The 24,651-nt window shown below is 69.2% G+C and carries 21 protein-coding genes; 14 read left to right on the forward strand and 7 right to left on the reverse strand.

Translation table 11 applies throughout. From position 1 onward, the window contains the following. Positions 1–17: 17 nt before the first annotated feature. Positions 18–2,795 (reverse strand): valine--tRNA ligase, encoded by a 2,778-nt coding sequence (locus F793_RS0112915; protein WP_018882457.1) that lies wholly within the window; start codon positions 2,793–2,795, stop codon positions 18–20. Between the two features lie 451 nt (positions 2,796–3,246). Here F793_RS0112915 and F793_RS14210 point away from each other — a divergent pair, with 451 nt between their 5' ends. After that, entirely contained in the window at positions 3,247–3,453 is a 207-nt protein-coding gene (locus F793_RS14210) for a hypothetical protein (RefSeq protein WP_018882456.1), read from the forward strand. 345 nt (positions 3,454–3,798) lie between these two features. On the opposite strand, the gene F793_RS0112925 is transcribed toward F793_RS14210, so the two are convergent. Next, positions 3,799–4,644, reverse strand: coding sequence for an SDR family oxidoreductase (locus F793_RS0112925; RefSeq protein WP_018882455.1), 846 nt, complete (start codon positions 4,642–4,644; stop codon positions 3,799–3,801). 144 nt (positions 4,645–4,788) lie between these two features. Here F793_RS0112925 and F793_RS0112930 point away from each other — a divergent pair, with 144 nt between their 5' ends. Both F793_RS0112930 and F793_RS0112935 read left to right on the forward strand, forming a co-directional pair. After that, the gene (locus F793_RS0112930; protein WP_369772406.1) at positions 4,789–5,196 is read left to right on the forward strand and encodes a YchJ family protein; all 408 of its coding nucleotides are present in this window, start codon (positions 4,789–4,791) and stop codon (positions 5,194–5,196) included. Beyond that, entirely contained in the window at positions 5,193–5,804 is a 612-nt protein-coding gene (locus F793_RS0112935) for a DNA-J related domain-containing protein (RefSeq protein ID WP_018882453.1), read from the forward strand. The genes F793_RS0112930 and F793_RS0112935 overlap by 4 nt, the downstream gene beginning before the upstream one ends. Before the next feature lie 18 nt (positions 5,805–5,822). On the opposite strand, the gene F793_RS0112940 is transcribed toward F793_RS0112935, so the two are convergent. From F793_RS0112940 to queG, 3 genes are all read right to left on the reverse strand, one after another. Further along, positions 5,823–6,614 carry a ferredoxin--NADP reductase gene (locus tag F793_RS0112940; RefSeq protein WP_018882452.1) on the reverse strand — a complete coding sequence of 264 codons (792 nt, stop codon included), beginning with the start codon at positions 6,612–6,614 and terminating at the stop codon, positions 5,823–5,825. A 109-nt stretch (positions 6,615–6,723) separates the two neighbouring features. Continuing rightward, a complete protein-coding gene (locus tag F793_RS0112945; protein ID WP_018882451.1) occupies positions 6,724–9,165 on the reverse strand; it encodes an EAL domain-containing protein in 2,442 nt (813 codons plus the stop codon). A gap of 100 nt (positions 9,166–9,265) precedes the next feature. Next, positions 9,266–10,396 (reverse strand): tRNA epoxyqueuosine(34) reductase QueG, encoded by a 1,131-nt coding sequence (queG, locus tag F793_RS0112950; RefSeq protein ID WP_018882450.1) that lies wholly within the window; start codon positions 10,394–10,396, stop codon positions 9,266–9,268. A gap of 56 nt (positions 10,397–10,452) precedes the next feature. On the opposite strand from queG, the gene F793_RS0112955 reads away from it, so the two are divergent. From F793_RS0112955 to F793_RS0112990, 8 genes are all read left to right on the forward strand, one after another. Further along, on the forward strand, positions 10,453–11,937 hold the full coding sequence (locus F793_RS0112955) for a bifunctional ADP-dependent NAD(P)H-hydrate dehydratase/NAD(P)H-hydrate epimerase (protein WP_018882449.1): 1,485 nt from the start codon (positions 10,453–10,455) through the stop codon (positions 11,935–11,937). Further along, on the forward strand, positions 11,934–12,413 hold the full coding sequence (gene tsaE / locus F793_RS0112960) for a tRNA (adenosine(37)-N6)-threonylcarbamoyltransferase complex ATPase subunit type 1 TsaE (RefSeq protein ID WP_017940571.1): 480 nt from the start codon (positions 11,934–11,936) through the stop codon (positions 12,411–12,413). Before F793_RS0112955 ends, tsaE begins: the two co-directional genes overlap by 4 nt. Before the next feature lie 189 nt (positions 12,414–12,602). Further along, positions 12,603–13,907 (forward strand): N-acetylmuramoyl-L-alanine amidase, encoded by a 1,305-nt coding sequence (locus F793_RS0112965; RefSeq protein WP_051074730.1) that lies wholly within the window; start codon positions 12,603–12,605, stop codon positions 13,905–13,907. Positions 13,908–14,074: 167 nt separating this feature from the next. Beyond that, entirely contained in the window at positions 14,075–15,967 is a 1,893-nt protein-coding gene (gene mutL, locus F793_RS0112970; protein ID WP_018882447.1) for a DNA mismatch repair endonuclease MutL, read from the forward strand. Further along, positions 15,967–16,935: a tRNA (adenosine(37)-N6)-dimethylallyltransferase MiaA gene (gene miaA / locus F793_RS0112975; RefSeq protein ID WP_018882446.1), complete on the forward strand. Its 969-nt coding sequence runs from the start codon at positions 15,967–15,969 to the stop codon at positions 16,933–16,935. The genes mutL and miaA overlap by 1 nt, the downstream gene beginning before the upstream one ends. 127 nt (positions 16,936–17,062) lie before the next feature. Next, positions 17,063–17,317, forward strand: a complete 255-nt coding sequence (gene hfq / locus F793_RS0112980; RefSeq protein WP_018141991.1) for an RNA chaperone Hfq — start codon at positions 17,063–17,065, stop codon at positions 17,315–17,317. 18 nt (positions 17,318–17,335) lie between these two features. Next, positions 17,336–18,667, forward strand: a complete 1,332-nt coding sequence (gene hflX, locus F793_RS0112985) for a ribosome rescue GTPase HflX (RefSeq protein ID WP_018878744.1) — start codon at positions 17,336–17,338, stop codon at positions 18,665–18,667. A gap of 430 nt (positions 18,668–19,097) precedes the next feature. Next, positions 19,098–20,522 (forward strand): rhodanese-like domain-containing protein, encoded by a 1,425-nt coding sequence (locus tag F793_RS0112990; protein ID WP_018878743.1) that lies wholly within the window; start codon positions 19,098–19,100, stop codon positions 20,520–20,522. A gap of 91 nt (positions 20,523–20,613) precedes the next feature. Here F793_RS0112990 and F793_RS0112995 read toward each other — a convergent pair whose 3' ends face one another. Further along, the gene (locus tag F793_RS0112995; protein WP_026280509.1) at positions 20,614–22,194 is read right to left on the reverse strand and encodes a LysM peptidoglycan-binding domain-containing protein; all 1,581 of its coding nucleotides are present in this window, start codon (positions 22,192–22,194) and stop codon (positions 20,614–20,616) included. Between F793_RS0112995 and F793_RS0113000 the strand changes: the two genes are divergently transcribed. Genes F793_RS0113000 through dnaQ form a run of 3 tightly spaced genes read left to right on the forward strand, consistent with a single transcriptional unit; the run spans position 22,193 to position 24,130 of the window. After that, the gene (locus tag F793_RS0113000; RefSeq protein ID WP_028485091.1) at positions 22,193–22,954 is read left to right on the forward strand and encodes a hypothetical protein; all 762 of its coding nucleotides are present in this window, start codon (positions 22,193–22,195) and stop codon (positions 22,952–22,954) included. The genes F793_RS0112995 and F793_RS0113000 overlap by 2 nt on opposite strands. Then, positions 22,947–23,408, forward strand: a complete 462-nt coding sequence (rnhA, locus tag F793_RS0113005) for a ribonuclease HI (protein ID WP_018867128.1) — start codon at positions 22,947–22,949, stop codon at positions 23,406–23,408. Before F793_RS0113000 ends, rnhA begins: the two co-directional genes overlap by 8 nt. Positions 23,409–23,419: 11 nt before the next feature. Beyond that, the gene (dnaQ, locus tag F793_RS0113010; RefSeq protein ID WP_018878741.1) at positions 23,420–24,130 is read left to right on the forward strand and encodes a DNA polymerase III subunit epsilon; all 711 of its coding nucleotides are present in this window, start codon (positions 23,420–23,422) and stop codon (positions 24,128–24,130) included. 214 nt (positions 24,131–24,344) lie between these two features. Here dnaQ and F793_RS0113015 read toward each other — a convergent pair. Then, a partial coding sequence (locus tag F793_RS0113015) for an integrase core domain-containing protein (protein ID WP_019592784.1) occupies positions 24,345–24,651 on the reverse strand: 307 nt, incomplete at its 5' end.

Genomic DNA, 24,651 nt, shown 5'->3' on the forward strand with positions numbered 1-24,651 from the left:
GTGGTGAATACAGGCCCTCACATCGCGCGGATGCGTTCGCGCTGGGCGGCGAGCTGGTCGCGGGTAGTGTGCATCTCGGCGACGCGGTCGCGTTCTTTTTGCACCACGTCGGCCGGGGCGCGGTCGACGAAGCTCGCGTTGGCAAGGCGCTTTTCGCTCTGCTCGAGGTTCTTGTCGAGCTTGCCGATCTCCTTGTCCAGGCGGGCCAGCTCGGCATCCTTGTCGATCAGGCCGGCCAGCGGAATCAGCAGCTGCATGTCGTCGACCAGGGCCATAGCCGATTCCGGGGCCTCGTCGGCGGCATCCAGCCAGGTGACGCTTTCCGGCTTGGCCAGGAATTCCAGAAGGCCGCGGTGGCGGGTGTAGCGTTCCTGGTCGGCGTCGGTCCAGTTCTTCACCAGCACGGGCAGCGGCTTGCCCGGAGCGATGTCCATCTCCGCGCGGATGCGGCGCAGCCCGGTGATGAAGTCCTTGACCCAGTCGAGCTCGGCGGTGGCGGTGGCATCACGCGGGAAGCCGTCCTGCGCCGGCCAGCGGCACTGCACCAGGAACTCGACGTCGTCGCCGATCCCGGCGTGTGGCTTCACACTGGTCCAGATCGCTTCGGTGATGAACGGCATCACCGGGTGCAGCAGGCGCAGCAGGGCCTCGAGCACGGTGACCAGCGTATTGCGCGTGGCGCGCTTGACCGCGTCCGGGGTGGCCTCGTCGTTCAGGACCGGCTTGGTCAGCTCCAGGTACCAGTCGCAGTAGTCGTGCCAGGTGAATTCGTAGAGCGTCTGCGCGGCGAGGTCGAAGCGGTAGGCATCGAGCTGCTGCGTGGCGGTCGCGGCGGTTTCGGCCAGGCGGTCGAGGATCCAGCGATCGGCCAGGGTGCGGTGCTCCGCCGTGTCGTCCGCGGCCGAGCAGTCGTGGCCCTCGACGTTCATCAGCACGAAGCGCGAGGCGTTCCACAGCTTGTTGCAGAAGTTGCGGTAGCCCTCGATGCGACCAAGGTCGAACTTGATGTCGCGCCCGGTGGTGGCCAGTGCCGCCAGGGTGAAGCGCAGAGCATCGGTTCCGAACGCGGGGAAGCCGTCGGGGAAGGCCTTGCGCGTGGTCTTCTCGATCTTCTTCGCCATCTGCGGCTGCATCAGGCCCTGGGTGCGCTTGGCCACCAGGTCGTCGGCGCTGATGCCGTCGATCAGGTCGATCGGGTCGATCACGTTGCCCTTGGACTTGGACATCTTCTGGCCTTCCGAGTCGCGGATCAGGCCGGTGACGTAGACCTCGCGGAACGGCACATCCCCCATGAAGTGCTCGCCCATCATGATCATGCGGGCGACCCAGAAGAAGATGATGTCGAAGCCGGTAACCAGCACGCTGGTCGGGTAGAAGTCGCGCAGCTCCGGCGTCTGCTCCGGCCAGCCGAGGGTGGAGAACGGCCACAGCGCGGAGGAGAACCAGGTGTCGAGCACGTCCTCGTCCTGGGTCAGCACCACATCGGCCGCCAGGCCGTGCTTCTCGCGCACCTCGTCCTCGGAACGGCCCACAAAGACATTGCCATCGCTGTCGTACCAGGCCGGGATGCGGTGGCCCCACCAGATCTGGCGCGAGATGCACCAGTCCTCGATGTTGCGCATCCACTCGAAGTAGGTCTTCGACCAGTTCTCCGGCACGAAGCGGATGCGGCCGTCCTCCACCGCCTTGATCGCCGGCTCGGCCAGCGGGCCGGCCTTCACGTACCACTGGTCGGTCAGGTAGGGCTCGACCACGGTGCCGGAGCGGTCGCCGCGCGGGACCATCAGCTTGTGGTCGTCGATCTTCTCCAGCAGGCCTTCGGCTTCGAGATCCGCGACCACCCGCTTGCGAGCCTCATAGCGGTCCAGGCCGCGGTAGGCCTCGGGCACGTTGTCGTTCAGGCAGGCGTCGATGGTCAGGATATTGATCACCGGCAGGTCGTGGCGCTGGCCCATCGCGTAGTCGTTGAAGTCGTGCGCCGGGGTGATCTTCACGCAGCCGGAGCCGAACTCGGCCTCGACGTAGTCGTCGGCGATGATCGGGATCTCGCGCCCGACCAGTGGCAGCCGGATCGTCTGGCCGATCAGGTGCCGGTAGCGCTCGTCCTCCGGGTGCACCGCGACGGCTGTATCGCCCAGCATGGTCTCGGGGCGCGTGGTCGCGACGGTCAGGTGGCCCGAGCCGTCCGCCAGCGGGTAGCGGAAGTGCCACAGGTGGCCGCTCTCCTCCTCCGACAGCACCTCCAGGTCGGACAGCGCGGTGTGCAGCACCGGGTCCCAGTTGACCAGGCGCTTGCCGCGGTAGATCAGGCCCTCTTCATGCAGGCGCACGAAGACCTCGCGCACCGCCTCGGAGAGTCCGTCGTCCATGGTGAAGCGCTCGCGCGACCAGTCCACCGAATCGCCCAGCCGGCGCATCTGGCGGGTAATGGTGCCGCCGGACTGGCCTTTCCAGTCCCAGACCGCCTCGAGGAACTTCTCGCGCCCGAGGTCGTGGCGGCCCTTGCCGTCGGCGGCCAGCTGGCGCTCCACTACCATCTGGGTGGCGATCCCGGCATGGTCGGTGCCGCCCTGCCACAGGGTGCGGTCGCCGTGCATGCGGCGGTAGCGGATCAGGGTGTCCATCAGGGTGTGCTGGAACGCATGCCCCATGTGCAGGGTGCCGGTCACGTTCGGCGGCGGCAGCAGGATGCAGTAGTTGGCCTCGCCCGACTCCGGCGGCGCGAAGATGTTCGCGGCCTCCCAGCGTTCGTACTGGGTCTGCTCGATGCTCTTGGGGTCGAAGCTTTTGTCCATGATCGCGGGCGCGCTCGGGTCGGAATGTGGGGAAAGCCGCGCATTATAACGGCGCGACGCGCGCGCCGCCCGATGCCCGCTATCGTGTTTACGTTGGTTATGTCTGGCCGCCTGCCTAGTAGTGGCTGGCCCTGGTTCGTCGTTCGGTGTTTACGGTGCCTCCGGTCCGCATACTGCCAGGCGCTGACTCGCCAGCGCGCCGCGAGGTACTTCTTTGCTCGTGCAAAGAAGTACCCAAGAAACACGCCCGACTGCCGCGACCCCGGCCCGCTGCGCGGGCCGGGGTTTCCCTCGCTCCGAGGGTTTTCGCGGGCGGCGCTGAACTCGCTGCGCCTTCGGCTCCGCTCAGACATCCAGCGCCTTGTCTCCCGCGAAAACCCTCTCCGCTCGGCGCGACGACAACGGGGCTTCAAGGTCAAGACAACGGCCGTCTGGACGTTCTTGCGAATGGATGAAGGCTAGGTCTTCGAGCATCTTGGGCACGCTCGGCCTTTGGCCGTTGCGTGCCGCGCCCGCGGCGCGGGCGCCGGGGGCTTTCAGGCGGCGTTGCCTATGGTTAGGCGCAAAGGTGGGGATACGTTCGGTTTTGACCTTCGCCTCCCGTATGGAGCCCCTCGTGGAGGGCGTGATGGGCCGGGAGAAGGCGCTGGATGTCTGAGCGGAGCCGAAGGCGCAGCGAGTTCAGCGCCGCCGGCCCAGCGCGTCCGGAGCGAGGTTCCCGGGCGAAATCCGGGTGCCCTTCTTTGGGCACTTTCTTGGGCAAGCAAGAAAGTGCCTCGGGGCGCGCTGGCGAGTCAGCGCCGGGCAGTATGCGGACCGGAGCCCCCATAAACACCGGATGCTGAACCAGGCCTAGCCAACAATCGGCAGTGCGCGGACCGAAGCCATCCTAAACACCGGATGCCGAACCGGGACCAGCCACCACAAGGCAGGCGGCAAACCGGAGGCATCGTAAACATCAGGAGTCGAACGCGGCCCAGCCTGAGAGGTGTGAAAGCGTGGCTCAGGTGATAGCGAGCTGGTCGAGCAGGGCGCGATAGCCGGTGCGGTAGTCCGGATAGCGCAGGCGATAGCCACTGGCATGCAGCCGCTCGTTGCGACAGCGCTTGCCGGAGACCGCACCATCGGGCATCGGCGGCGGCCCGGGCGGATCGAGCTCCATCTCCTGCGCCAGCCAGCCGAGCAGCTCGTGGCGAAGGGCCGGTTCGTCATCGACGCCCAGATAAAGCGGCTCGGGGTTGTCCAGATGGAAAAGATGGGTCAGCAGCCCCACGCAGTCCTCACGGTGGATGCGGTTGGTCCAGACCGGTGCTTCGTGCTGACCGCGCACGCCCTCGCGCACCTTGCGCAGGTGGTATTCGCGCCCCGGCCCGTAGATCCCGCCAAAGCGCACGACCACACCGGCAAACGGGCTGTCGGCCAGCAATTGCTCGGCCTCCAGCAGGCAGCGCCCGGAGAAGCGGGTGGGCTCGGCCGGGGTGGTCTCGTCCACCCAGCGCCCGTCGTCGGCGCCAAAGACCGAGGTGCTGGAGACGAACACGATGCGGCGCGGATGCTGGCGGGCCTGCTCCAGCGCGGCCAGGGTGTTGCGCAGGCCGTCGACATAGGCGCGGCGGTACGCGGCCTCGGTGAACTCGCCCGGGGTGGCGATGAAATAGACGGTATCCAGCGCCGGGGGCAGCGGCGGCAGCGCGTCCGCGCGGGCGAAGTCGCCGGCCAGCGGCTGGATCGGTTTCGGGATGCGCTCCGGCTGGCGGCGCAGGCCCCAGACCGTGTGGCCGGCCGCGGCGAGCTGTTCTCCGACGCCGCAGCCGAGATCGCCGCAGCCCATGATCAGGATGTTGGCCATGAATCAGTATCTCCCTGGGTGCCTTCGCAACCTAACGCCTCCACGCGCGCAAGACCAGTCCCAAAGTAAGGGTTCGACCCGGGGCGATGGCTCGGGCATGCTGGCAGGGTTTCGATGAGGGGTATCACTGGCGAGGGGTATCACTTGGGCAAGGCCGGGCGCAGGAAGGGGGATACGTGTGCTTGCGGGTCCGGGTGGAACCGGGCGGTCTGCTGTGGGCCGTACCTGGACGGCGCGGCGGCGGCTCCGACGGCCGAGGCGCTGATGCGTTCGCGCTATGCCGCCTTTGTGGAGGGGCGCGAGGACTATCTGCTGGCGACCTGGGCCGCGGAGACGCGACCGGAATCCCTGGCGCTGGAGCCGGAACAGCGCTGGCTGGGGCTGACGATCCGCGCGACCGGGGCCGGGGGGCCGGAGGACCGGGAGGGCTGGGTCGATTTCGTCGCCCGCTCGCGGGTGCGTGGCCAGGGGGTGCGCCTGCACGAACGCAGCCGCTTTCGCCGCGAGGATGGGCGCTGGGTGTATGTCGACGGCGAGTTTCCGGGCGCATGATCGAGGCGGATGACACGACCGGGGCGCCGGTGGCGGCGGCGCTGCTGGAATCGGTACTGGAGTGCCTGCGGGCGCGGCCGTCCGGGTTGACCGAGCACGCCCTGATCGCACAGTTGCGCGACGCGGGGGTGGCACCTTTTGCCGCCGCGCGGCTGCGCGAACCGTTGAGCCTGTTCCAGACCCACTTCCTGCTGTTTCACTGCCTGTACCGGCTGCGCGACGGGCTGCTGCCGCAAGGCGAGTGGGTGCGCATCCACTGTCTGGATATCGGGATCGAACCGACGGAGGGCGGGTCACGACCGGGGGCGGCGGGCCTGCCGGCGCCACACGATCCGCTGCGTGCCTACTATCTGGACCTGACCCAGCTGGAGCGGATGGATGCGGCCGCGGTGGAGGCGCTTCTGGGCGAGTTCTGGGCCCGCATGGGGCGGGATGAGCGGCGCGACCAGGCGCTGGCGGTGCTGGAGCTGGCCGACCCCGTGGACGCCGACACGGTCCGCCATCAGTACCGCCGGATGGCGCAGCGCCACCACCCGGATCGCGGGGGCGACACGGCAACCCTGCAGCGGATCAACGAGGCGCGCTGGATCCTGCTGGCGGGGGCCTGAACGCCGCCCGTCGCGGACTCAGTCGTCCGAGTCGGACATGGTGGTCACGAAGGCCTGCTCGACGGTGAAGGTCCCGACACCCTTGTAGTTGGTCTGGGTCCAGCCGTGTTCGGTGAGCCATTCGCTCATCTCGCGGTTCATCGCCGGGTTGCCGCACAGCATCACGCGGTCCTGTTCCGGGTCCGCCGGGGGCAGGTCGAGGATGCGGCTCAGTTCGCCGGAGCGGAACATGTCGGCGCCGCGCTGGTTGTTGTCGTACGGCTGCTGGGCGATGGGGCAGGCGAAGTCGTGGTTCTCGCGGGTTACGGTGGGCACATAGCGCAGGCGGTCGCTGATCAACGACTCGATCTCCTGGCGGTAGGCCAGTTCTTCCACCGTACGCACGCTGTGCACCAGCACTGCGTTGTCGAAGTGTTCGAACAGCTCGGGGCTGCGGATCAGCGAGATGAACGGGGCCAGGCCGGTGCCCGTGGCCAGCATGTACAGCGTGCGGCCCGGCTGCACGTAGTCGAAGGTGAGCGAGCCGGTGACCTTGGTATTGATCCAGATCGGGTCACCCGGCCCGGCCTCGGCCAGGCGGCTGGTCAGCGCGCCGTCCGGCACGTGGATGCTCAGGAACTCCAGTTCCTCGGCCTCGGGTTCGGAGACGATCGAGTAGGCGCGCGGGATCAGCTTGCCCTCGGGGCGCAGGCCCAGGGTCACGAACTGCCCGTTCTTGAACTCCAGCCCCTCCGGCCGCGTGGTGGTGAAGCTGAAGGTCTTGTCCGACCAGCGCCGGGTGGAGGTGATGCGTTCTTCCGAATACGGCATGGGTGCGTGGTTTTCCGTTTCTGGTTTGGCAATACGCTAGCAAGTCGCGGATCCGCTCGCGAAAGCGCCGGCAAAAACCAAGGAAAACACTCAGAAATGCGGGGCCGTTTCAGCGGGTGGTGTCGCCGGCGGGTTCCAGGTGTTGTTCGAGCGGGGCGGGCTCCGAAAGATAGAAGCCCTGCACGAAGTCCAGGCCGATCTCGCGCAGGCGCTCCATGGTGGCCTCCGACTCCACGCACTCGGCGATGGTGCGCAGGCCGAGCACATGACCGACGCGGTGGATGGCCGTGACCATCGCCGAGTCCACCGCGTTGTGGGCGATGTCACGCACGAAGCTCCCGTCGATCTTGATGAAGTCCACCGGCAGGGTCTTCAGGTAGCCGAACGACGACAGCCCGCTGCCGAAGTCGTCCAGCGAGAAGCGGCAGCCCATGTAGCGCAGGGTGCGGATCAGGCTCTGGGCGCGTTCGTGGTGGCTGATGGCCGCGGTCTCGGTGATCTCGAAGATGATGCAGCGTGGCGGGATCGCGTAGTGCTGCAGGCGTTCGGTCACGAACTCGAGCATGCTCTCCTGGGCCAGCGACTGGCCGGAGAGGTTGATCGCGAGCGTCGGTTCGCATCGGCTCGTGGCCTCGCGCGCCGCGCGATGCTGCGCCAGCAGCGCGAAGGCGCTGTCAATGATGTGGCGGTCGATGTCCGGCATCAGGTGGTAGCGCTCCGCGGCCGGGATGAAGTTGCCCGGCGGGATCAGCCGGTCGTCCTCGTCGCGCAGGCGCATCAGGACCTCGATATGGGCCAGGTCCGGGTCGGTCGGGCCCAGCGGGTGGACGGCCTGCCCGAACAGCGAGAAGCGCCCTTCGTCCAGGGCTGAACGGATGCGCCCGACCCATTCCATCTCCCCGCGCCGGCGGCGCAGGCCCTGGTCGGTGGGCTGCCAGACGTAGATCCGGTTGCGCCCCTCCTCCTTGGCGGCATAACAGGCGGAGTCGGCCTGGCTGAGGATATCCGGGAGGGTCTGCTCCGGGCCCGTGACCGGCACCCGCCCGATGCTGACGCCGACGTCGAAACGCCGGCCTTCCCAGGCGAAACGCAGGGACTGGACGGTCTCCAGCATCCGCTGCGCGATCGCCTCCGCGCGCTCCAGCGGGCAGTGGCAAAGCAGCACGCCGAATTCGTCCCCGCCCAGCCGCGCGAGGGTGTCGTTCTGGCGGATCAGGTGCAGCAGGCGTTCGGAGAGCTCGCGCAGGAGTTCGTCGCCGGCCTGGTGGCCGCAGGTGTCGTTGATGATCTTGAACTGGTCGAGGTCCATGTAGAACACCACGTGCGGGGTCTGGTCCCCCTGCAGGGTGCGCAGGGCCTCCTGCAGGCGCCGTTCGAATTCGCGGCGGTTGCACAGTCCGGTCAGGTCATCGTGGCTGGCCTGGTGATTGAGTTGCTGGGTCATCTGCCACAGTTCGGTATGGTCGTGCAGCACGATGACTGCGCCCTGGGCCGCCTGGTCCGGGCGCTGCAGCGGCGAGGCAAGCATGCGCACCACGCGCACCCCGCCGTCGGCGCGATGCAGGATGCGCTCGGGCGACTCCGTGGTGGCCCCGAGCTTCAGGCACTGTTCCAGCGGGTGGTCCACGCTGGTTCCGGTGCGGGTGTCTTCCAGTTCCAGGAGTTCATCCACCCGCAGGCCCTGGGCGTGGGTGGCGTCCGTCCCCAGCAGGGTCTGGGCCGCGGGGTTGAGGTAGGTCAGGCGGCCGTGGGTGTCCGCGGTGATGACGGCGTCGCTGATGGATTGCAGGGTGGTCAGCAGGCGGTCGCGTTCGGCCCCGGTGGCCGCCTCGGCGGCCCGCAGCGAGGTGATGTCCCAGGCGACGCCGAGGACGCCGGGGCGCCTGGATTCCTCGTCGGGCAACGGCATCCAGGAGACGCGCAGGTGGATGTCACCGATACGGACCTCGTCGTCGAAGGTCTCGCCCCGCAGTGCGCGCTCCACGGCGGCGAGAACGGCGGGCTGGTCGGCGTAGACTTCCCGGGCGTCGCGGTCGAGGACCTCGCCGGGCTCCAGTCCCAGAACCCGGAGGCCGGCGCCTTCGGAAAGCGTGAAGCGCCCGTCGGCGTCCAGTGCGAACAGGATCAGCGGGGCATGGCGGATGGTCGCGCCCAGCTGGGTCTCGAGGCGCTTGAGGGCCTGTTCCGACTGGCGTTCGCGGGTGATGTCGCGCACCGTCGAGAAGACCTCGATCTCGCCGTCGGTGTGGATCGCGTTGATGTGGACTTCGGCCGGAAACGCGCTGCCGTCGCGCCGGCGGTAGCGGCTCTCGAAATGAGCGGGGAGGCGGTTGGGGTCCGAATGGGCCTGATCCACGTCCTCCTGGGTGGCCCCCAGGTCCAGGTCGGTGATGTGCACGCCGCCGGTCAGCTCGGCCCGGGAATAGCCCAGCAGGTCGCAGGCGGCGTGGTTGGCCGCCACGATCCCGCCCTGGCGGTCCAGGACCAGGTGGGCCTCGGGCGCCTGTTCAAAGATCCGCTGGTAGCGCGTGCTGTCCGGGTGGTCGGGCATGGCGGTGGGGTGGATCCTTTCTTCGGGCGGGGCCGTCGGGCGTGTCCTGGCCCTCGAGTGTCGCCGGTCGTGCCGGTGCTGGCAACCTGCGCCGGCCGTCCTATGCGGGCGCCTGGGTGAGCCGGGAAAGAGTCTCCGCGGACGAGGGTGCCTCGTGGTTGCGGTTGCGCAGCCGTGCCCGGGCCCAGGTGACGTGTTCGCGCACTTGTTCCGACGGGTGATCGGCGCGCGCGGCGAGCGCGGCCTCAGCCTCCGGTGTCGTCGGGCCGTTACCCAGTGCCACGGCAATGTTGCGCAGCCACTGTGTGTGCCCGATGCGGCGGATCGCCATGCCCTCGGTACGCGCGAGGAAGGTCGCCTCGTCCCAGGCGAACAGTTCGACCAGGCTCGCCGCATCCAGCCCGTGGCGGGCGATGAAGTCGGGTTCGGCCGAGACCTCGGCGAAGCGGTTCCACGGGCACACCAGCTGGCAGTCGTCGCAGCCGTAGATGCGGTTGCCGATCAGCGGGCGCAGGTCCTCGGGGATGGAGCCTTTCAGCTCGATGGTCAGGTAGGAGATGCAGCGTCGGGCGTCCAGGTCATACGGGCCGCGGAAGGCCTGCGTGGGGCAGACCTCCAGGCAGGCGGTGCACTGGCCGCAGTGCTCGCCCGCCGGCTCGTCGACCGGCAGCGGCAGATCGGTAAACAGTTCCCCGAGAAAGAACCAGGAGCCGCTCTCGCGCGCCAGCAGGTTGGTGTTCTTGCCGATCCAGCCGAGCCCCGCGCGGGCGGCCAGGGCCTTTTCCAGGATGGGGGCGCTGTCGGTAAAGGCGCGGTAGCCGAACGGCCCGGCCTCGGCCTCGATCCGGTGCGCGAGGGTGGTCAGGCGCTTGCGCAGCAGCTTGTGATAGTCGCGGCCCAGGGCGTAGCGCGAGACATAGGCACGGCCACCCTCGCTTAACTGGATGGCCGGGCGTCGGGTGGCCGGCGGGAAGTAATCCATGCGCACGCTGATGATGCGCTGCACCCCGGGCACCAGCGCGTCCGGGTCGTGGCGCAGGGCTGCGCGCTCGGCCATCCAGCCCATCTCGCCGTGCGAGCCCTGTGCGAGCCAGTCGTCCAGGTGCCGGCGGTCCGCCTCGGGCACCTCGGCGGGAGCAATGCGCACGGCCTGGAAGCCGAGCTCGCGTCCCCAGTCGCGGATGCGATCGGCAAGCTCGCTGCATTGGCGTGGATCGAGACGCTGAGGCACGATTTGGCTTCCGCGACGGAGGTAATGGCGTGAATCATGAACCCGACCCACAAGGATTGACCAGCGCACTGTTCGACAATGCGGGCATGCGCGCCCTGGATGCCGCCGGCCTGGCCCTGCCCGGGATGGCGCCGGGCGAGCTGATGGAGCGGGCCGGGCAGGCCCTGCTGGCGGTGGTGCGCCGCGAGTGGCCGCAGGCCCGGCGCATCGGCATCCTCTGCGGACCCGGCAACAACGGCGGGGATGGCTACGTGCTCGCGCGGCTGGCGGCCGAGGCAGGGCTGGAGGTCCGGGTCCACGGCGGGCCCTCGCGGGCGCGCCCGGAGTCCGACGGCCGCCGTGCCCATGCCCGCTGGCGGGAGGGCGGTGGCGAGGTCCACGCCCTGGAGGACTTCGATCCGGCCGCCGCGGACCTGTGGGTGGACTGCCTGTTCGGCATCGGTCTGGAGCGGCCGCTGACCGATGCCTATGGCGCGCTGATCGAACAACTGAACGCGAGTGGCGCCCCGGTGCTGGCGGCCGACGTCCCGTCGGGCGTGGACATCGACACCGGGCGGGTGCTCGGGCAGGCCGTGCGCGCCGAGCGCACCCTGACCATGATCGCGGACAAGCTGGGGCTGCACACCGGCGGCGCCGTGGACTGTGCCGGGGAGGTCGAGGTGGCCCGGCTGGATCTACCCGGCACGGTGGCCGAGGGCATCGCGCCCGTCGCGCGCCACCTTGGGCCGGCGAACTGGCGCGAGTACCTGCCCGCGCGCCGGCCAGGGGTGCACAAGGGTGATTGCGGGCACGTGCTGGTTGTGGGTGGTGCACCGGGCTACTCCGGCGCGGCGCGACTGGCGGCCACGGCGGCCCTGCGGGCCGGGGCCGGTCGCGTGACCCTGGCCACCCACCCCGATCATGCCGCCTGGGCCAATCTGGAACGTCCCGAGCTGATGGTGCAGGGCATCCGGGATACCGGCGAATTGCAGGCGCTGATGCGGCGGGTCGATGTCGTCGTGGTGGGACCGGGGCTGGGGCAGGACGCGTGGGGGCGCGGGATGTGGCTGGCCGTGGCCGACGCCGAATTGGCGCGGGTTGTGGATGCCGATGCCCTGAATCTCCTCGCCGAGGCCCCGCGTCGGGGCGAGGGCTGGATCCTGACGCCGCATCCCGGCGAGGCCGCCCGGCTGCAGGGCACGGACGCGGGGTCCATCGAGGCCGACCGCCCCGGGCAGGTGCGCGACCTGGCCGGCCGCCTCGGCGGGGTGGTGCTGCTGAAGGGGGCCGGGACCCTGGTTGCCGGGCCGGAGGCGGGATTGCTGACCTGCGTGACCGGCGGTCACCCCGGCATGGCCACCGCCGGCAGTGGTGATGTGCTGACCGGCATTATTGCGGCGCTGCGGGGGCAGGGCGCGGATGCGCGTACGGCCGCCGAGGTCGGGGCTGCCTGGCACTGCGCCGCGGCCTGCGTGGCGCGTGATCGCCTGGGCGGGGCGCGCGGGATGCTGGCCGGGGATCTGGCCGATGCCCTGCCGGCCGCGACCGGGGGTGATGCATGACGGAGGCGGCGCTGGTACTCGCGAACCAGGAAAGAACCGAGGCGGCCGGAGCGGCCCTGGCGGCGCTGGGCACACCTCATATCGTGTTTCTCGAGGGCGACCTCGGTGCGGGCAAGACCACCTGGGTTCGCGGCCTGCTGCACCGCCTCGGACACGAGGGGGCGGTGCGCAGCCCGACCTATACCCTGGTGGAGCCCTACGCGCTGGCGGATCGCGAGGTCCTGCACTTCGACCTCTACCGCCTGGGCGATCCGGAGGAGCTCGAATATCTCGGGGTGCGCGAGGCCTTCGGGGGCAATGCGCTGTGGCTGGTCGAATGGCCGGAACGCGGCGCCGGCTGGCTCCCGGCACCGGATCTGGTCGTGCGCCTGGCGCACCGGGCGGATGGTGAAGACGGACGCGAACTCCGGCTGGAGGGGCCGCTGGCGGCGGCCTATCGTCAGGTCTTGCGTGACCGCGAGGGACTCGAACAATAGCCGGCTGCGGCCTCGGGAGTTGGTCTGTCACGCGCACAATGCGCGATATCTCGCTCATAAAGAACGAAAACCGCTATTGCTTTTCCAGAAAAAGCGTCCACAATGTAGTCAGAACCCCTGATTACAAAGGGAATCGCCGTGGGCCAACCAACATCGCCGGATCTGCGCCGCCGCCAGCTGCTGCGCGCCATGACTGCCCTGGGGCTGGTCGGGTTGCCGTTGCCGGCCCTGGCCCGGACCGCGGTCCAGCGGGTGCGCATGTCGGTAGACGGCGACACCACGCGCCTGGTCTTCGACATGGACGGCGAGGCCGACTACTCCATGTTCCGCCTGCAGTCCCCGGAACGCCTGGTGGTGGATCTGGAGAATGCTCGCGCCATGGACGACCTGACGGTCAGCGATCACCCGCGCTCGGCGATCAAGGCGGTGCGCCATGCCGCCCGTAACGGCTCGGACCTGCGCGTGGTCTTTGACCTGCGCCAGGCGGTGGAGCCGCGCAGCTTTGTGCTGATGCCGGCGCAGGGCGCCCCGCACCGCCTGGTGCTGGACCTGACGGCCGGCGAGGCGCCCGCGGCCCCGCGCGCGGCGGAGAACAACGGGTCCCGGCGCGGGCGCTCGCAGGAGAACCTGCGCGACGTGGTGGTGGCGATCGATGCCGGCCACGGCGGGCACGATCCGGGTGCGATCGGTCCGGCCGGCACCCGCGAGAAGGACGTGGTGTTGCAGATCTCGAAGCGCCTGGCGGAACGCGTGAACAACGAGCGCGGCATGCAGGCGGTGATGATCCGCAGTGGCGATTACTTCCTGCCCCTGCGCGAGCGCATCGAGCGCGCGCGCAAGGCGGATGCCGACGTCTTCGTGTCCATCCATGCCGATGCCATCGCCAACCGCAGCGTGCAGGGGTCGTCGGTGTACATGCTGTCCGAGCGCGGGGCCTCCAGCGAGGCGGCGCGCTTCCTCGCCCAGCGCGAGAACCAGGCGGACCTGAGTCTGGGCGGAGTGCCTATCAACGGCAAGGACGATTCCCTGGCCAATGTACTGCTGGATCTGGCCCAGAGCGGCAGCCTGGAGGCGAGCAACACCCTGGCCGAGCGGATGATCTCGGAGCTGCACCGGGTGGGCAAGGTGCGCAAGCCGCAGGTGGAGCGGGCCAACTTCGCGGTGCTGCGTTCGCCGGATGTGCCGTCGATCCTGGTCGAGGCCGCGTTCATCTCCAACCCCTCCGAGGAGCGCAAGCTGCGCACTGCCAGTTTCCAGAACTCGCTGGCGGATGCCCTGCTGACCGGGTTGCGGTCGTACTTCTCGACCCATGCCCGTCCCGGCACCCTGATCGCCGATGGGCAGCCGGACCAGCACATCATCCGCCCGGGCGAGACGCTCTCGGGAATTGCCGACCGCTACAGCCTGTCGCTGGCGGACCTGCGCTCGGCCAACAACGTGCGCGACGACCGCATCTACGCCGGCCAGATCCTGCGTATCCCGCGCGACTCGTGAGTTCCTGAGCGAGCGAAGCAGCAGCGCTGGTACTTGCACCCGTTTTGCCTCTCGGCCGTCCCGGGCACCCCGTCACGTCTTGTGGCGATGCCCTGATGAGTGGCTAGGCACTCCGGCGCCGCCCCGGTTACGCTAGGCACCCGGTTTCGTGTCCCCAGGTGTCGCCCGTGGCGATCGCAAAGCTCTCCGAACAACTGATTAATCAGATCGCCGCCGGCGAGGTGATCGAGCGCCCGGCCTCGGTGGTCAAGGAACTGCTGGAGAACGCCCTGGATGCCGGTGCCACGCGGGTCGACGTGCGCCTGGAGCAGGGCGGGGTGCGGCTGATCCAGATCAGCGACAACGGCAGCGGGATCTATCGCGACGAGATGCCGCTCGCCCTGTCGCGCCACGCCACCAGCAAGATCGCCTCCATGGACGACCTCGAGGCCCTGCACACCCTGGGCTTTCGTGGCGAGGCCCTGCCGTCCATCGCCTCGGTCTCGCGGCTCTCGCTGACCTCCATGGTCGACGGCGAGCGCAACGGCTGGCGCCTGACCGGGGACGGCTCCGATGTCTTTCGCGAGGCCGCACCGGCGGCGCACCCGGTGGGCACGACGGTAGAGGTACGCGACCTGTTCTTCAACGTCCCGGCGCGGCGCAAATTCGTGCGCACCGAACGCACCGAATACAACCACTGCGAGAACGTGATTCGCACCCAGGCCGTCGCCTGCCCCGAGGTGGCCTTCACTTTGCGCCACAATGATCGCGTGACCCTGGATCTCCCGGCCACCGAAGAGCCCGCCGAACGGGTGCGCGCCCTGCTGGGCGATGCCTTCCTGGAGCACGCGACGCCGGTGGACGAGCAGCGCGCCGGCCTGGCGCTGTCCGGCTGGCTCGGCTCGCCGACCCAGTCACGGGCCCAGCCCGACCAGCAGTTCTTCTTCGTCAACGGCCGTGCGATCCGTGATCGCGTGCTGGCCGCGGCCGTGCGCAAGGCCTACCAGGACGTGCTCTACCATGGGCGCCATCCCATGTTCGTGCTGGATCTGGAGCTGGATCCGACCCAGGTGGACGTGAACGCGCACCCGACCAAGCAGGAGGTGCGTTTTCGCGAATCGCGCATGGTCCACGACTTCATCTTCCACAGCCTGCACAAGGCGCTGGCGGCCTTGCGCCCGGGGGATGCCGGGCATGCCGCCGCGGTGCCCGAGTCGCGTGGTGCGCCGGCCTTCGCAGGCCAGGAGGCGTCCCGCCCGGTACCGACGGACCGCCCGTTGTCCGGGCTCGGCGTGCCGGGCGCCGGTGGCGGGTATGGCGGGTACGCGCCGCCCCGCGAACCGCGACCGGAGCCATCCGGGCGCGATCCGGGCTTCGGTGCGGCCTGGGCCGAGTTCCGCGGGGCGTCGGCGGTGGCCGAGGCCCGACCAGCCGCCTACGAACAGCCGTCGGCCGCCGCGCCGACGGCATCCGCGACGGACCCGGATGCCGACTCCATGCCGCCGCTCGGGTTCGCACTGGGCCAGGTGGCCGAGACCTTCATCCTGGCCGAGAACGCCCGTGGCCTGATCGTGGTGGACATGCACGCGGCCCACGAGCGCATCACCTACGAGCGCCTCAAGCGCGAGTGGGAGGGGGCGCGAGTGACCTCGCAGCCGCTGCTGGTACCGGAGACCCTGGAGGTCACCCCGGCCGAGGCGGAACTGGCCGAGGAACGCGCCGACCTCCTGGCCGGGCTCGGCTTCGAGCTGGATCGGGCCGGCCCGGAGGCCCTGACCCTGCGTGCGGCGCCGGCCCTGCTGCGCGGGCAGGATACGGCCCAGCTGGTGCGCGACGTGCTGGCCGACCTGGCCGCGGTGGGCTACAGCCATCGGGCCGAGGGCGCGATGAACGCGGTGCTGGGCACCATTGCCTGCCACGGTTCCGTGCGCTCGGGACGGCGCCTGACCCTGCCCGAGATGAACCAGCTGCTGCGCGACATGGAGGCCACCGAGCGTTCCGGCCAGTGCAATCACGGTCGCCCGACCTGGGTGGAACTGGATCATCCGGCACTGGACCGGCTGTTCCTGAGAGGGCGCTGATGGCCGGACTGGAGGGGGGGCGGCCGCCAGTCGTGCTGCTGGCCGGCCCCACCGCGAGCGGCAAGACCGCGCTGTCGCTGGCGCTGGCCGAGGCCCTGGACGCGGAGATCGTCAGCGTGGATTCCGCGCTGGTCTACCGCGGCATGGATATCGGCACGGCGAAGCCCGATGCGGCCGAGCGGACCCGGGCTCCGCACCACTTGCTGGATATCCGCGACCCGGAGGACACCTACAACGCCTCCGATTTCGCCCGCGATGCCCGCGCCGCGATCGATGCGATCCATGCGCGCGGCCGGATCGCCCTGCTGGCGGGCGGGACGCTGCTCTACCTGCGCGCGTTGCTGGACGGCTTCGATGCGATCCCGCCGGTGCCGGAGATGGTGCGCACCTCGGTGCGAGCGCGTCTGGAACACGAGGGTGCCGCGGCCCTGCACGCCGAGCTGAAGGTCGTGGACCCGGCCGCCGCCGCGCGCATCCACCCGAACGATCCGCAACGCATCCTGCGCGCGCTGGAGGTCTACGCGGCGACCGGGTGTGCGCTGTCGAGCTTCCAGCAGGGGGCGGCGGCGCAGGTCCCGTCCGGCTGGGTTTCGCTGGCGCTGTGGCCGGAGGACCGGGAGCGCCTGCGGGCGCGGATCGCCCAGCGCTTCGACGCGATGCTGGAGGAGGGATTCGTCGACGAGCTGATGGCCCTAACCCGGCGGCCCGGACTGACCGCAGAGCACCCGTCGCAGCGGGCCGTGGGCTATCGCCAGGGCTGGCAGTGGCTGGCGGGGGAGTACGACTTTGCGACCTTTCGCGAACGCGCCGTCGCCGCGACCCGGCAACTGGCCAAGCGCCAGCTCACCGGCTTGCGGCGCTTTCCGCTGCATGCGCGGCTGAACGCGGAGCACGCGGATCTGTCGCAGGCTCTGGAGGCGATCGACGCGGCTCGTACTGCGCCGGCGACGGCGGTGACGTCCGGATAACGCCGGACCGGGCGTTGAACGGCGACCCGCAGCCGGTATGCTACGCTTCAGGTAAGCCGACCGGCGGGCCGGCAAAGAGTCGTTCGCACGGCTCGCGAACCAATAATAACGATCAAGGAACGCACCGATGGCCAAAGGGCAAATGTTGCAGGAACCCTTCCTGAATGCGCTGCGCCGGGACCGCATCCCGGTCTCCATCTACCTGGTGAACGGGATCAAGCTGCAGGGGCAGATCGAATCCTTCGACCAGTTCGTGGTGTTGCTGCGCAGTACGGTCTCGCAGATGGTGTACAAGCACGCCATCTCCACGATCGTCCCGGCCCGGCAGGTGAACATGAATCTCGAGGGCGAGGCGGCCGCCTCCGCGGAGGCCGAGTCCTGATGACGACGGGTCCCCGGCTTGTTTGAGCGTCCGGAGAGCGGCGGCGAGGCCGCCGTTGGCAACGCGGCCGTCCTGGTCGCGCTGAACATCGGGGACAACCCCGACATCGAGGCCCAGGTCCAGGAGTTCGACGAGCTCGTGCGTTCCGCCGGGGCCGAGATCCAGGCGGTGGTGCGGGGTTCCCGCGACCGGCCGCATCCGAAACTGTTTGTCGGGGCCGGCAAGGCCGACGAGATCCGCGAGGCGGTGGAGGCCACCGGTGCCGACGTGGTGATCTTCAACCACGCCCTGTCGCCCAGCCAGGAACGCAACCTCGAGGCCCACCTGAAGTGCCGGGTGCTGGACCGCTCCGGGCTGATTCTCGACATCTTCGCCCAGCGCGCCCGCTCCCACGAGGGCAAGCTCCAGGTGGAGCTGGCGCAGCTGCGCCACATGTCCACGCGCCTGGTGCGCGGCTGGACCCACCTGGAGCGGCAAAAGGGCGGGATCGGCCTGCGTGGCCCGGGGGAGACCCAGCTGGAGACCGACCGGCGTCTGCTGGCCGGGCGCATCAAGCATATCGAGCGGCGCCTGGAGAAAGTGGAGCGCACCCGTGAACAGGGCCGTCAGGCGCGCCTGCGCAACGAGATCCCCACGGTCTCGCTGGTGGGCTACACCAACGCCGGCAAGTCCACCCTGTTCAATCGTCTGACGCATTCCGACGTCTATCAGGCGGACCAGCTGTTCGCGACCCTGGACCCGACCCTGCGCCGCCTGGACCTGGCGCCGCACCAGTCACTGATCCTGGCCGACACCGTGGGCTTCGTGCGCGACCTGCCGCACGAGCTGGTCGCTGCCTTCAAGGCGACCCTGACCGAGACCCGCGAGGCGGCCCTGCTGCTGCACGTGATCGACGCCGCCGACCCGGAGCGCGATGCGCGCATCCGCCAGGTCGAGGAGGTCCTCGCGGAGATCGGTGCCGAGGACGTGCCCTGCTGGCGGGTCTACAACAAGATCGACCAGCTGGAGAACCCGGCCGAGGATCCGGACGAGCGCTTCGGCCTGGCGGATGACGCCTTCTGGCTGTCGGCCCGTACCGGCGAGGGCGTGGCGCGCCTGGAACAGCGCCTGGCCGAGACCTTCACCGAGTCCATGACCCAGGGCTGGTTCGAGTTGCCGGCCGCGGCCGGTCGGCTGCGTGCCCAGCTCTACGAGGAAAAGGCCGTGGAGGCCGAACAGACCACGCCGGACGGATCGATCCAGCTCCGCCTGCACCTGCCGCAACGCCGCTTCGAACAGCTCTTCCGCGCCGCGGGCCTGGACCCGGAGGCGACCCGCCTGGAACCTCGGGAATCCGATACCCCCGCGTAACCCAGTCGCGGCCCTCCGCGCCGATCGCCTGCTGCCGCGCGGCAAGAGTGACCACGAAGCTCACGAAGGCACGAAGGAGGTCAAGGTCAAGGGCCATTGCACCACAGAGGGCGCAGAGGACACAGAGAAAGGCCCATTCGGGTCAAGAATGTCTGAAGGGGCTTCGCCGCTCACCCGAGCGGGGTTGAACACACCGGCTCCCATCTAATCGGCTGAAGATCTTTCGATTTTCTCCGTGAACTCCGTGTCCTCTGTGGTTAATACGCTTTTGACCTTGACCTCCTTCGTGCCTTCGTGAGCTTCGTGGTGGATACAGCCGGCGGATCGAGGGCGCTCCCGGTGTGCGGGGTCGCGTGGCCAGGAACTTTTGCGCTAATACCTGACCAAAATAGTCGGACATTCATGCAAAAGCCAACGCGAGGAGTTCCGCATGATATTTGAACGCTTTGTCGATCCCGGTCTGTCCCAGCATTCCTTCGTGGTCGGCTGCCAGGGCAGCGGCGAGATCGCCGTGATCGATCCGCAGCGCGACGTCGACGTGTACCTGGATTATGCCGAACGCAACGGCTATCGCATCACCCGCGTGATGGATACCCACATCCACGCCGATTTCGCCTCCGGCGCCCGCGAACTCGCGGACAAGACCGGCGCCCGTCTGCTGCTGTCCGGGCACGATGCGGGTGAGTATTTCCAGGTGCAGTTCCCGCACGAGGACCTGGTCGAGGGGGATGCGATCCAGCTCGGCAATGTGCGCATCGAGACCCGCCATGTACCGGGGCACACCCCGGAACACCTGATGTTCGTGGTCTATGACGGGGCCCGCTCCAGTAAGGATCCGATCGCCATCATCACCGGCGACTTCCTGTTCGTAGGCTCCCTGGGTCGGCCGGACCTGCTCGGCGAGGAGGCCAAGCAGGCGCTGGCGCGGCAGATGTTCCACAGCGTGCGCGAGAAGCTGGCGGATCTGCCTGACGGGGTCGAGGTGCATCCGGGCCACGGTGCGGGCTCGGCCTGTGGCGCCGGGATGGCCGGTCGGCCGGTCTCCACGCTCGGCTACGAGCGTCGGACCAACCCGTACCTGGACCCGTCGCTGGACGAGGACGCCTTTGTGCACCAGCTGTTGAACGGGCTGCCGCCGATCCCCGATTTCTATCCGCGCAACAAGCGGATCAACTCCGAGGGGCCGAAGGCGGTGATCCCGCTGCCTGGCATGACGGCCCTGGACCCGGACGCGGTTTCGAGCCGTGCCGCCGCCGGCGAGGTGACGGTGATCGACCTGCGCGATCCGCTGGCCTTTGGCGGCGGTCATATCCCCGGGGCCCTGGGCATCGGCATCGACGGTGGTTTCGCCAACTGGGCCGGCTGGGTCACGCCGGACGATACCCCGATCGTGCTGGTGGACCGGAACGGGGATCCCGCGGTGATCGAGCAGGCCGTGCGCCAGCTGGTACGCACCGGCCGTGACTATATCGAGGGCTTTGTCCGCGGCGGCATGGCGGCATACGCCAGTGCCGGGCTGCCCCTGGCCACGCTTGCCCAGCTGGATGCCCCGGCGGCGCGGACCGCGATCGCCGACGGGCGCCTGCGCCTGGTCGATGTTCGGGCCGTCTCCGAGTTCGAGGCCGGCCATGCAGAGGCCGCGGTCAATCAGCCGGTGGCCGATACCCGCATCGGCATCCCCGGGATCGACAAGGCCGAGCCGGTGGCGGTGGTCTGCGGCAGTGGCTACCGCTCCACCGTGGCGGGATCCATCCTCCAGCGCCTGGGTTACCACCTGGTGTACAACGTGGTGGGTGGCATGCAGGCTTGGGACCGAGTGGATGCCAGCGGCGAGGGCGATCGCCGGGCCGCCTGATCTCCGGTGTCGCGCGGGCGGCAGGCGCCGCCCGCTTCCCCACGAAAAAGCCCCGGGTCCTGCCCGGGGCTTTTTCGTGGGGCGCCTTGTTTCAGGCGTCGCCCTGGGCCAGGGTCTCCCGGTCGGCGCTGGCCAGGTACAGGGTCAGGGTCTCGCCGGCGCGGATGCCGTCGCCGTTCAGCCCGTTCCAGCGGCGCAGATCCCCGATGCTGACCTGGTGGCGACGGGCGATGGTCGACAGGGAGTCGCCGGGGCGGACCTCGTACTCGACGCGCCGGCCATCGGGGCCACGCTCGGGATCGGCGCGCACGACCTTCAGCGTGTCGCCCGGGCGCAGGATCGCGTCTGGCTCCAGACCGTTGGCGGCGCGCAGCGCCCCGATGGACATGCCGGTGCGCTGGCTGATATGCCACAGGCTGTCACCCGGCTGGACCTCGTAATCCTCGGCGGGCTGGCCGTTGTCGCCGGCGACTTGTACCGGGGTGTCCTCGCCGGAGGCGCTGGCTGGCAGGCGCAGCGTCTGCCCGGCGCGGATCAGGTCGCCGTTCAGGTTGTTCATGTCGCGCAGCACCGCCACCCGGGTGCCGGTGCGTTCGGCAATCCGGCCCAGGTTGTCGCCCATGCGCACGGTGTACTCCCGGAACCGGATCAGGGGTTCGTCATCGCGTGTCTCCAGCGCCGTCTCGAGGACCGGAAGGGCCTCGCGCGGGACGAACAGGTGCTGCGCGCCGCCGGGATGGGTGGCGTGCCGGTGATAGCCCGGGTTGAGCTGCTTCAGGGTCTCGGTGTCCAGATCGGCGAGTTCCGCGATCAGCGAGAAGTCCGCCTGGCGGCCGGGTTCGATCATCTCCAGGGCCGGCTCGTTGGCAATGGGCGTGATGGCGATGTCGTGGCTGTCCGGGTCCAGGAACAGGTGGCGCAGGGCCAGCAGCCGCGGGATGTACGCGGTGGGCTCGGCGGGCAGGTCCAGGCTCCAGTAGTCGGTGGGCTCGCCGCGTGCGGCGTTGCGGTCGATCGCGCGCTGGATGTTGCCCTGGCCGTAGTTGTAGGCGGCCAGCGCCAGGTACCAGTCGTCGAACCGGCGGTGCAGGGCCTGGAGGTAGTCCAGCGCGGCCAGCGTGGACTTGTAGACATCGCGGCGCCCGTCGTACCAGTGGTCGCGCGCGAGATCGAAGTAGTCGCCGGTGGCCGGCATGAACTGCCAGATCCCGGCCGCGCGGCTGCGCGAGGTCGCCTGGGCGACGAAGCCGCTCTCGACGATCGGTAACAGCAGGAGCTCGGCAGGCATGTCGCGCGCCTCGATCTCCGACAGGATGAAGTAGGCGAAGGGCTCCGCCCGCCGAGTGCTGTGTTCGATGATCCGCGGGTGGTCGCGGTAGTGCTGGATGTAGCGCTCCACGCGTTCGTGGTCCAGCGCATCGTTGAAGCCGAAGCCCAGGCGCGCGCGCTCCCACAGGTCATCCGTCTCGGCGGCGCGCTGTGCGGCGTCGCGGCTCTGGCGTTCCATCGCGGCCTGCACATCCTCGGTGGTGCGCGGTTCCACGATGGGCTGATCCGCCGCCGAGGTATCCAGCGTGCGCTCGGAGTCGTGTAGGCTACAGGCAGAGGCGAAGAGTGCCGTCAGGCCCAGGGTCATGGCGGTGGTCAGCCGCGAGTGGAGGCGTAGTTTCATGGCGCTGGAGGATAAACCAGAGATGGGGGATCACCAAGACCCGTTCCTGAACTGGTTGGCGCACTGGTACGCCCAGCCCCAGGGGCGCAGGGTCCGCGAGCGCTTTCTGGAACGCATTCGTCGCTACGGTGACCCGGGCCCCGGCGACCTGGCCGTGGAGCTGGCCCCGGTGCCGATCCTGGAAGACAGCGACGCCCTGCAGGCGCCGCTGGTCCGCATTGCCTCGACGCATCCGGTGTTGCGCATGGACCCGGAGGCCTGGCCGCTGGAGTCCGACTGCGCCCGGCGCATCGTGCTGGCCCATCCCTGCGCGCAGAGCGACCATCCGGAGGCGGTGGTGGCCGAGGCGGCCCGCGTGCTGGAACCCGAGGGGCGCGTGTTTCTGCTGGAGGGCAACCGCCTGCAGCACGTTGGGCGCAACGGCGTGCGCGCCTCACCGGTGCCCGAGGGACTGCGCCGGCGCCAGTATCGCGAGCTGCTGGAGGCGGCGGATCTGGAGGTCCTTGACCAGTGGAGCCTGAGCCTGCTCCCGCCGGGGCTGCCCGCCGCCTGGCAAAAGCGCCTGGCGACCATGGACGCCTGGACCCTGCGCGGCCTGCCACCGCTGGCCAGCATGATCCTGACCGTCGCCCACAAACGCGTGGATATGCCGCTGCGCCCGGCACAGCGGTTCCGCTTTGCGATGCCCAACCCCGCGATGCGGCCGGGGCTGGTATCCTCGCGCACCGATCATTCCGGAGCCCGCCGAACGCATGGCTGACGAACGCGTGTACATCTATACCGACGGGGCTTGCCGCGGCAATCCCGGTCCCGGCGGCTGGGGCGCGATCCTGCGCTTCGGCGGGCGCGAGCGCGAGCTCTACGGCGCCGAGGCGGAGACCACCAACAACCGCATGGAACTGACCGCCGCCATCCGCGCGCTGGAGGCCCTGAAACGCTCCTGCAAGGTGGAATTGGTCACGGATTCCAAGTATGTGAAGCAGGGCGTGACCGAGTGGCTGCCCGGCTGGAAACGGCGCAACTGGAAGTCCGCCAGCGGATCCCCGGTCAAGAACCGCGACCTGTGGGAGGCGCTGGACGCGCAGGCCCAGCGTCACGATATCGAGTGGTACTGGGTGCGCGGCCACAGCGGCCATCCGGAGAACGAACGTGCCGATGAACTGGCCAATGCGGGCATCGACGCCCTGCTGGCCGGTGAACCGATCGAGAACTGAGGGGTAACGCGATGCGCCAGATCGTGCTGGATACCGAGACCACCGGCCTGGAGCCTGCCGACGGCCACCGCATCATCGAGATCGGTTGTCTGGAGCTGGACAACCGCCGTCCGACCGGGCGCAAGCTCCACGAGTACCTGCAGCCGGACCGCGAGATCGACGCCGGCGCTGTCGAGGTCCACGGGATCACCAACGAATTCCTCGCCGACAAGCCACGCTTTGCAGACGTGGCCGGTGCGTTCGTCGATTTCATCCGTGGTGCGGAACTGATCATCCACAACGCGCCGTTCGATGTCGGCTTCATCAACCATGAACTGCGTCTGCTGGGTGATGCGGCGCCGGCGACCGAGGTGGCCGAGGTCTGCACCGTGCTGGATTCGCTGGTGATGGCGCGGCGCATGCACCCCGGGGCGCGCAACTCGCTGGATGCGCTGTGCAAGCGCTACGAGGTGGACGGTTCCGGGCGTACGCTGCACGGGGCGCTGCTCGATGCCGAGTTGCTGGCGGATGTCTACCTGGCGATGACCGGGGGGCAGGTGGCGCTGACGCTGGATGCCGGGGGTGACGGCGACGCCGCGGCCGGGCCCGTCCAGGCGCGGCGTTCGGGCAAGCCGCTTCCGGTGATCGAGCCGACGCCGGAGGAGCAGGCGGCGCACGAGGCGCTCCTGCAGACCCTCGACGAGGCAGCCGGCGGCACCTGCCGCTGGCGCGCCAACGCCTGATTCCGTCGTCCGGCGGCGGAGCTGCTCCGGCCTTCTGGTGCCTTCGCTCGGCCGCCTGCCCTGTTGTGGCTAGGCCTGGTTCAGCATCGGGTGTTTACGGTGGCTTCTGTCCGCATACTGCCCGGCGCTGACTCGCCAGCGCGCCCCGAGGCACTTTCTTGCTTGCCCAAGAAAGTGAACCGCCCCGGGTTTCCCGGAGACCCGTTGGTTTGGGTCACGCTGCACGAACGGACCCCTGAACTTGTTGATGGTACTGCGCTTCGATCGTTGCCGGCGGTCGATACCCGTTGGATTCCAACAGGCGTCGCCGGTTGAACCAGTCGACCCACTGGAGCGTAGCCCACTCGACGTCGCGTCGATCGTTAAGACGTCCCCAGTAGGCCCGGACCTCGGTCTTGTACAGCCCGTTGAGGGTCTCCGCCAGGGCGTTGTCGTAGGAGTCACCGACCCGGCCCACCGAGGGCTGGAGCCCGGCTTCTCCGAGGCGGTCGGTGTAACGCACCGATACGTACTGCACGCCG

This window comes from Thioalkalivibrio sp. ALE22 (genome assembly GCF_000381445.1).
GTDB lineage: Bacteria > Pseudomonadota > Gammaproteobacteria > Ectothiorhodospirales > Ectothiorhodospiraceae > Thioalkalivibrio.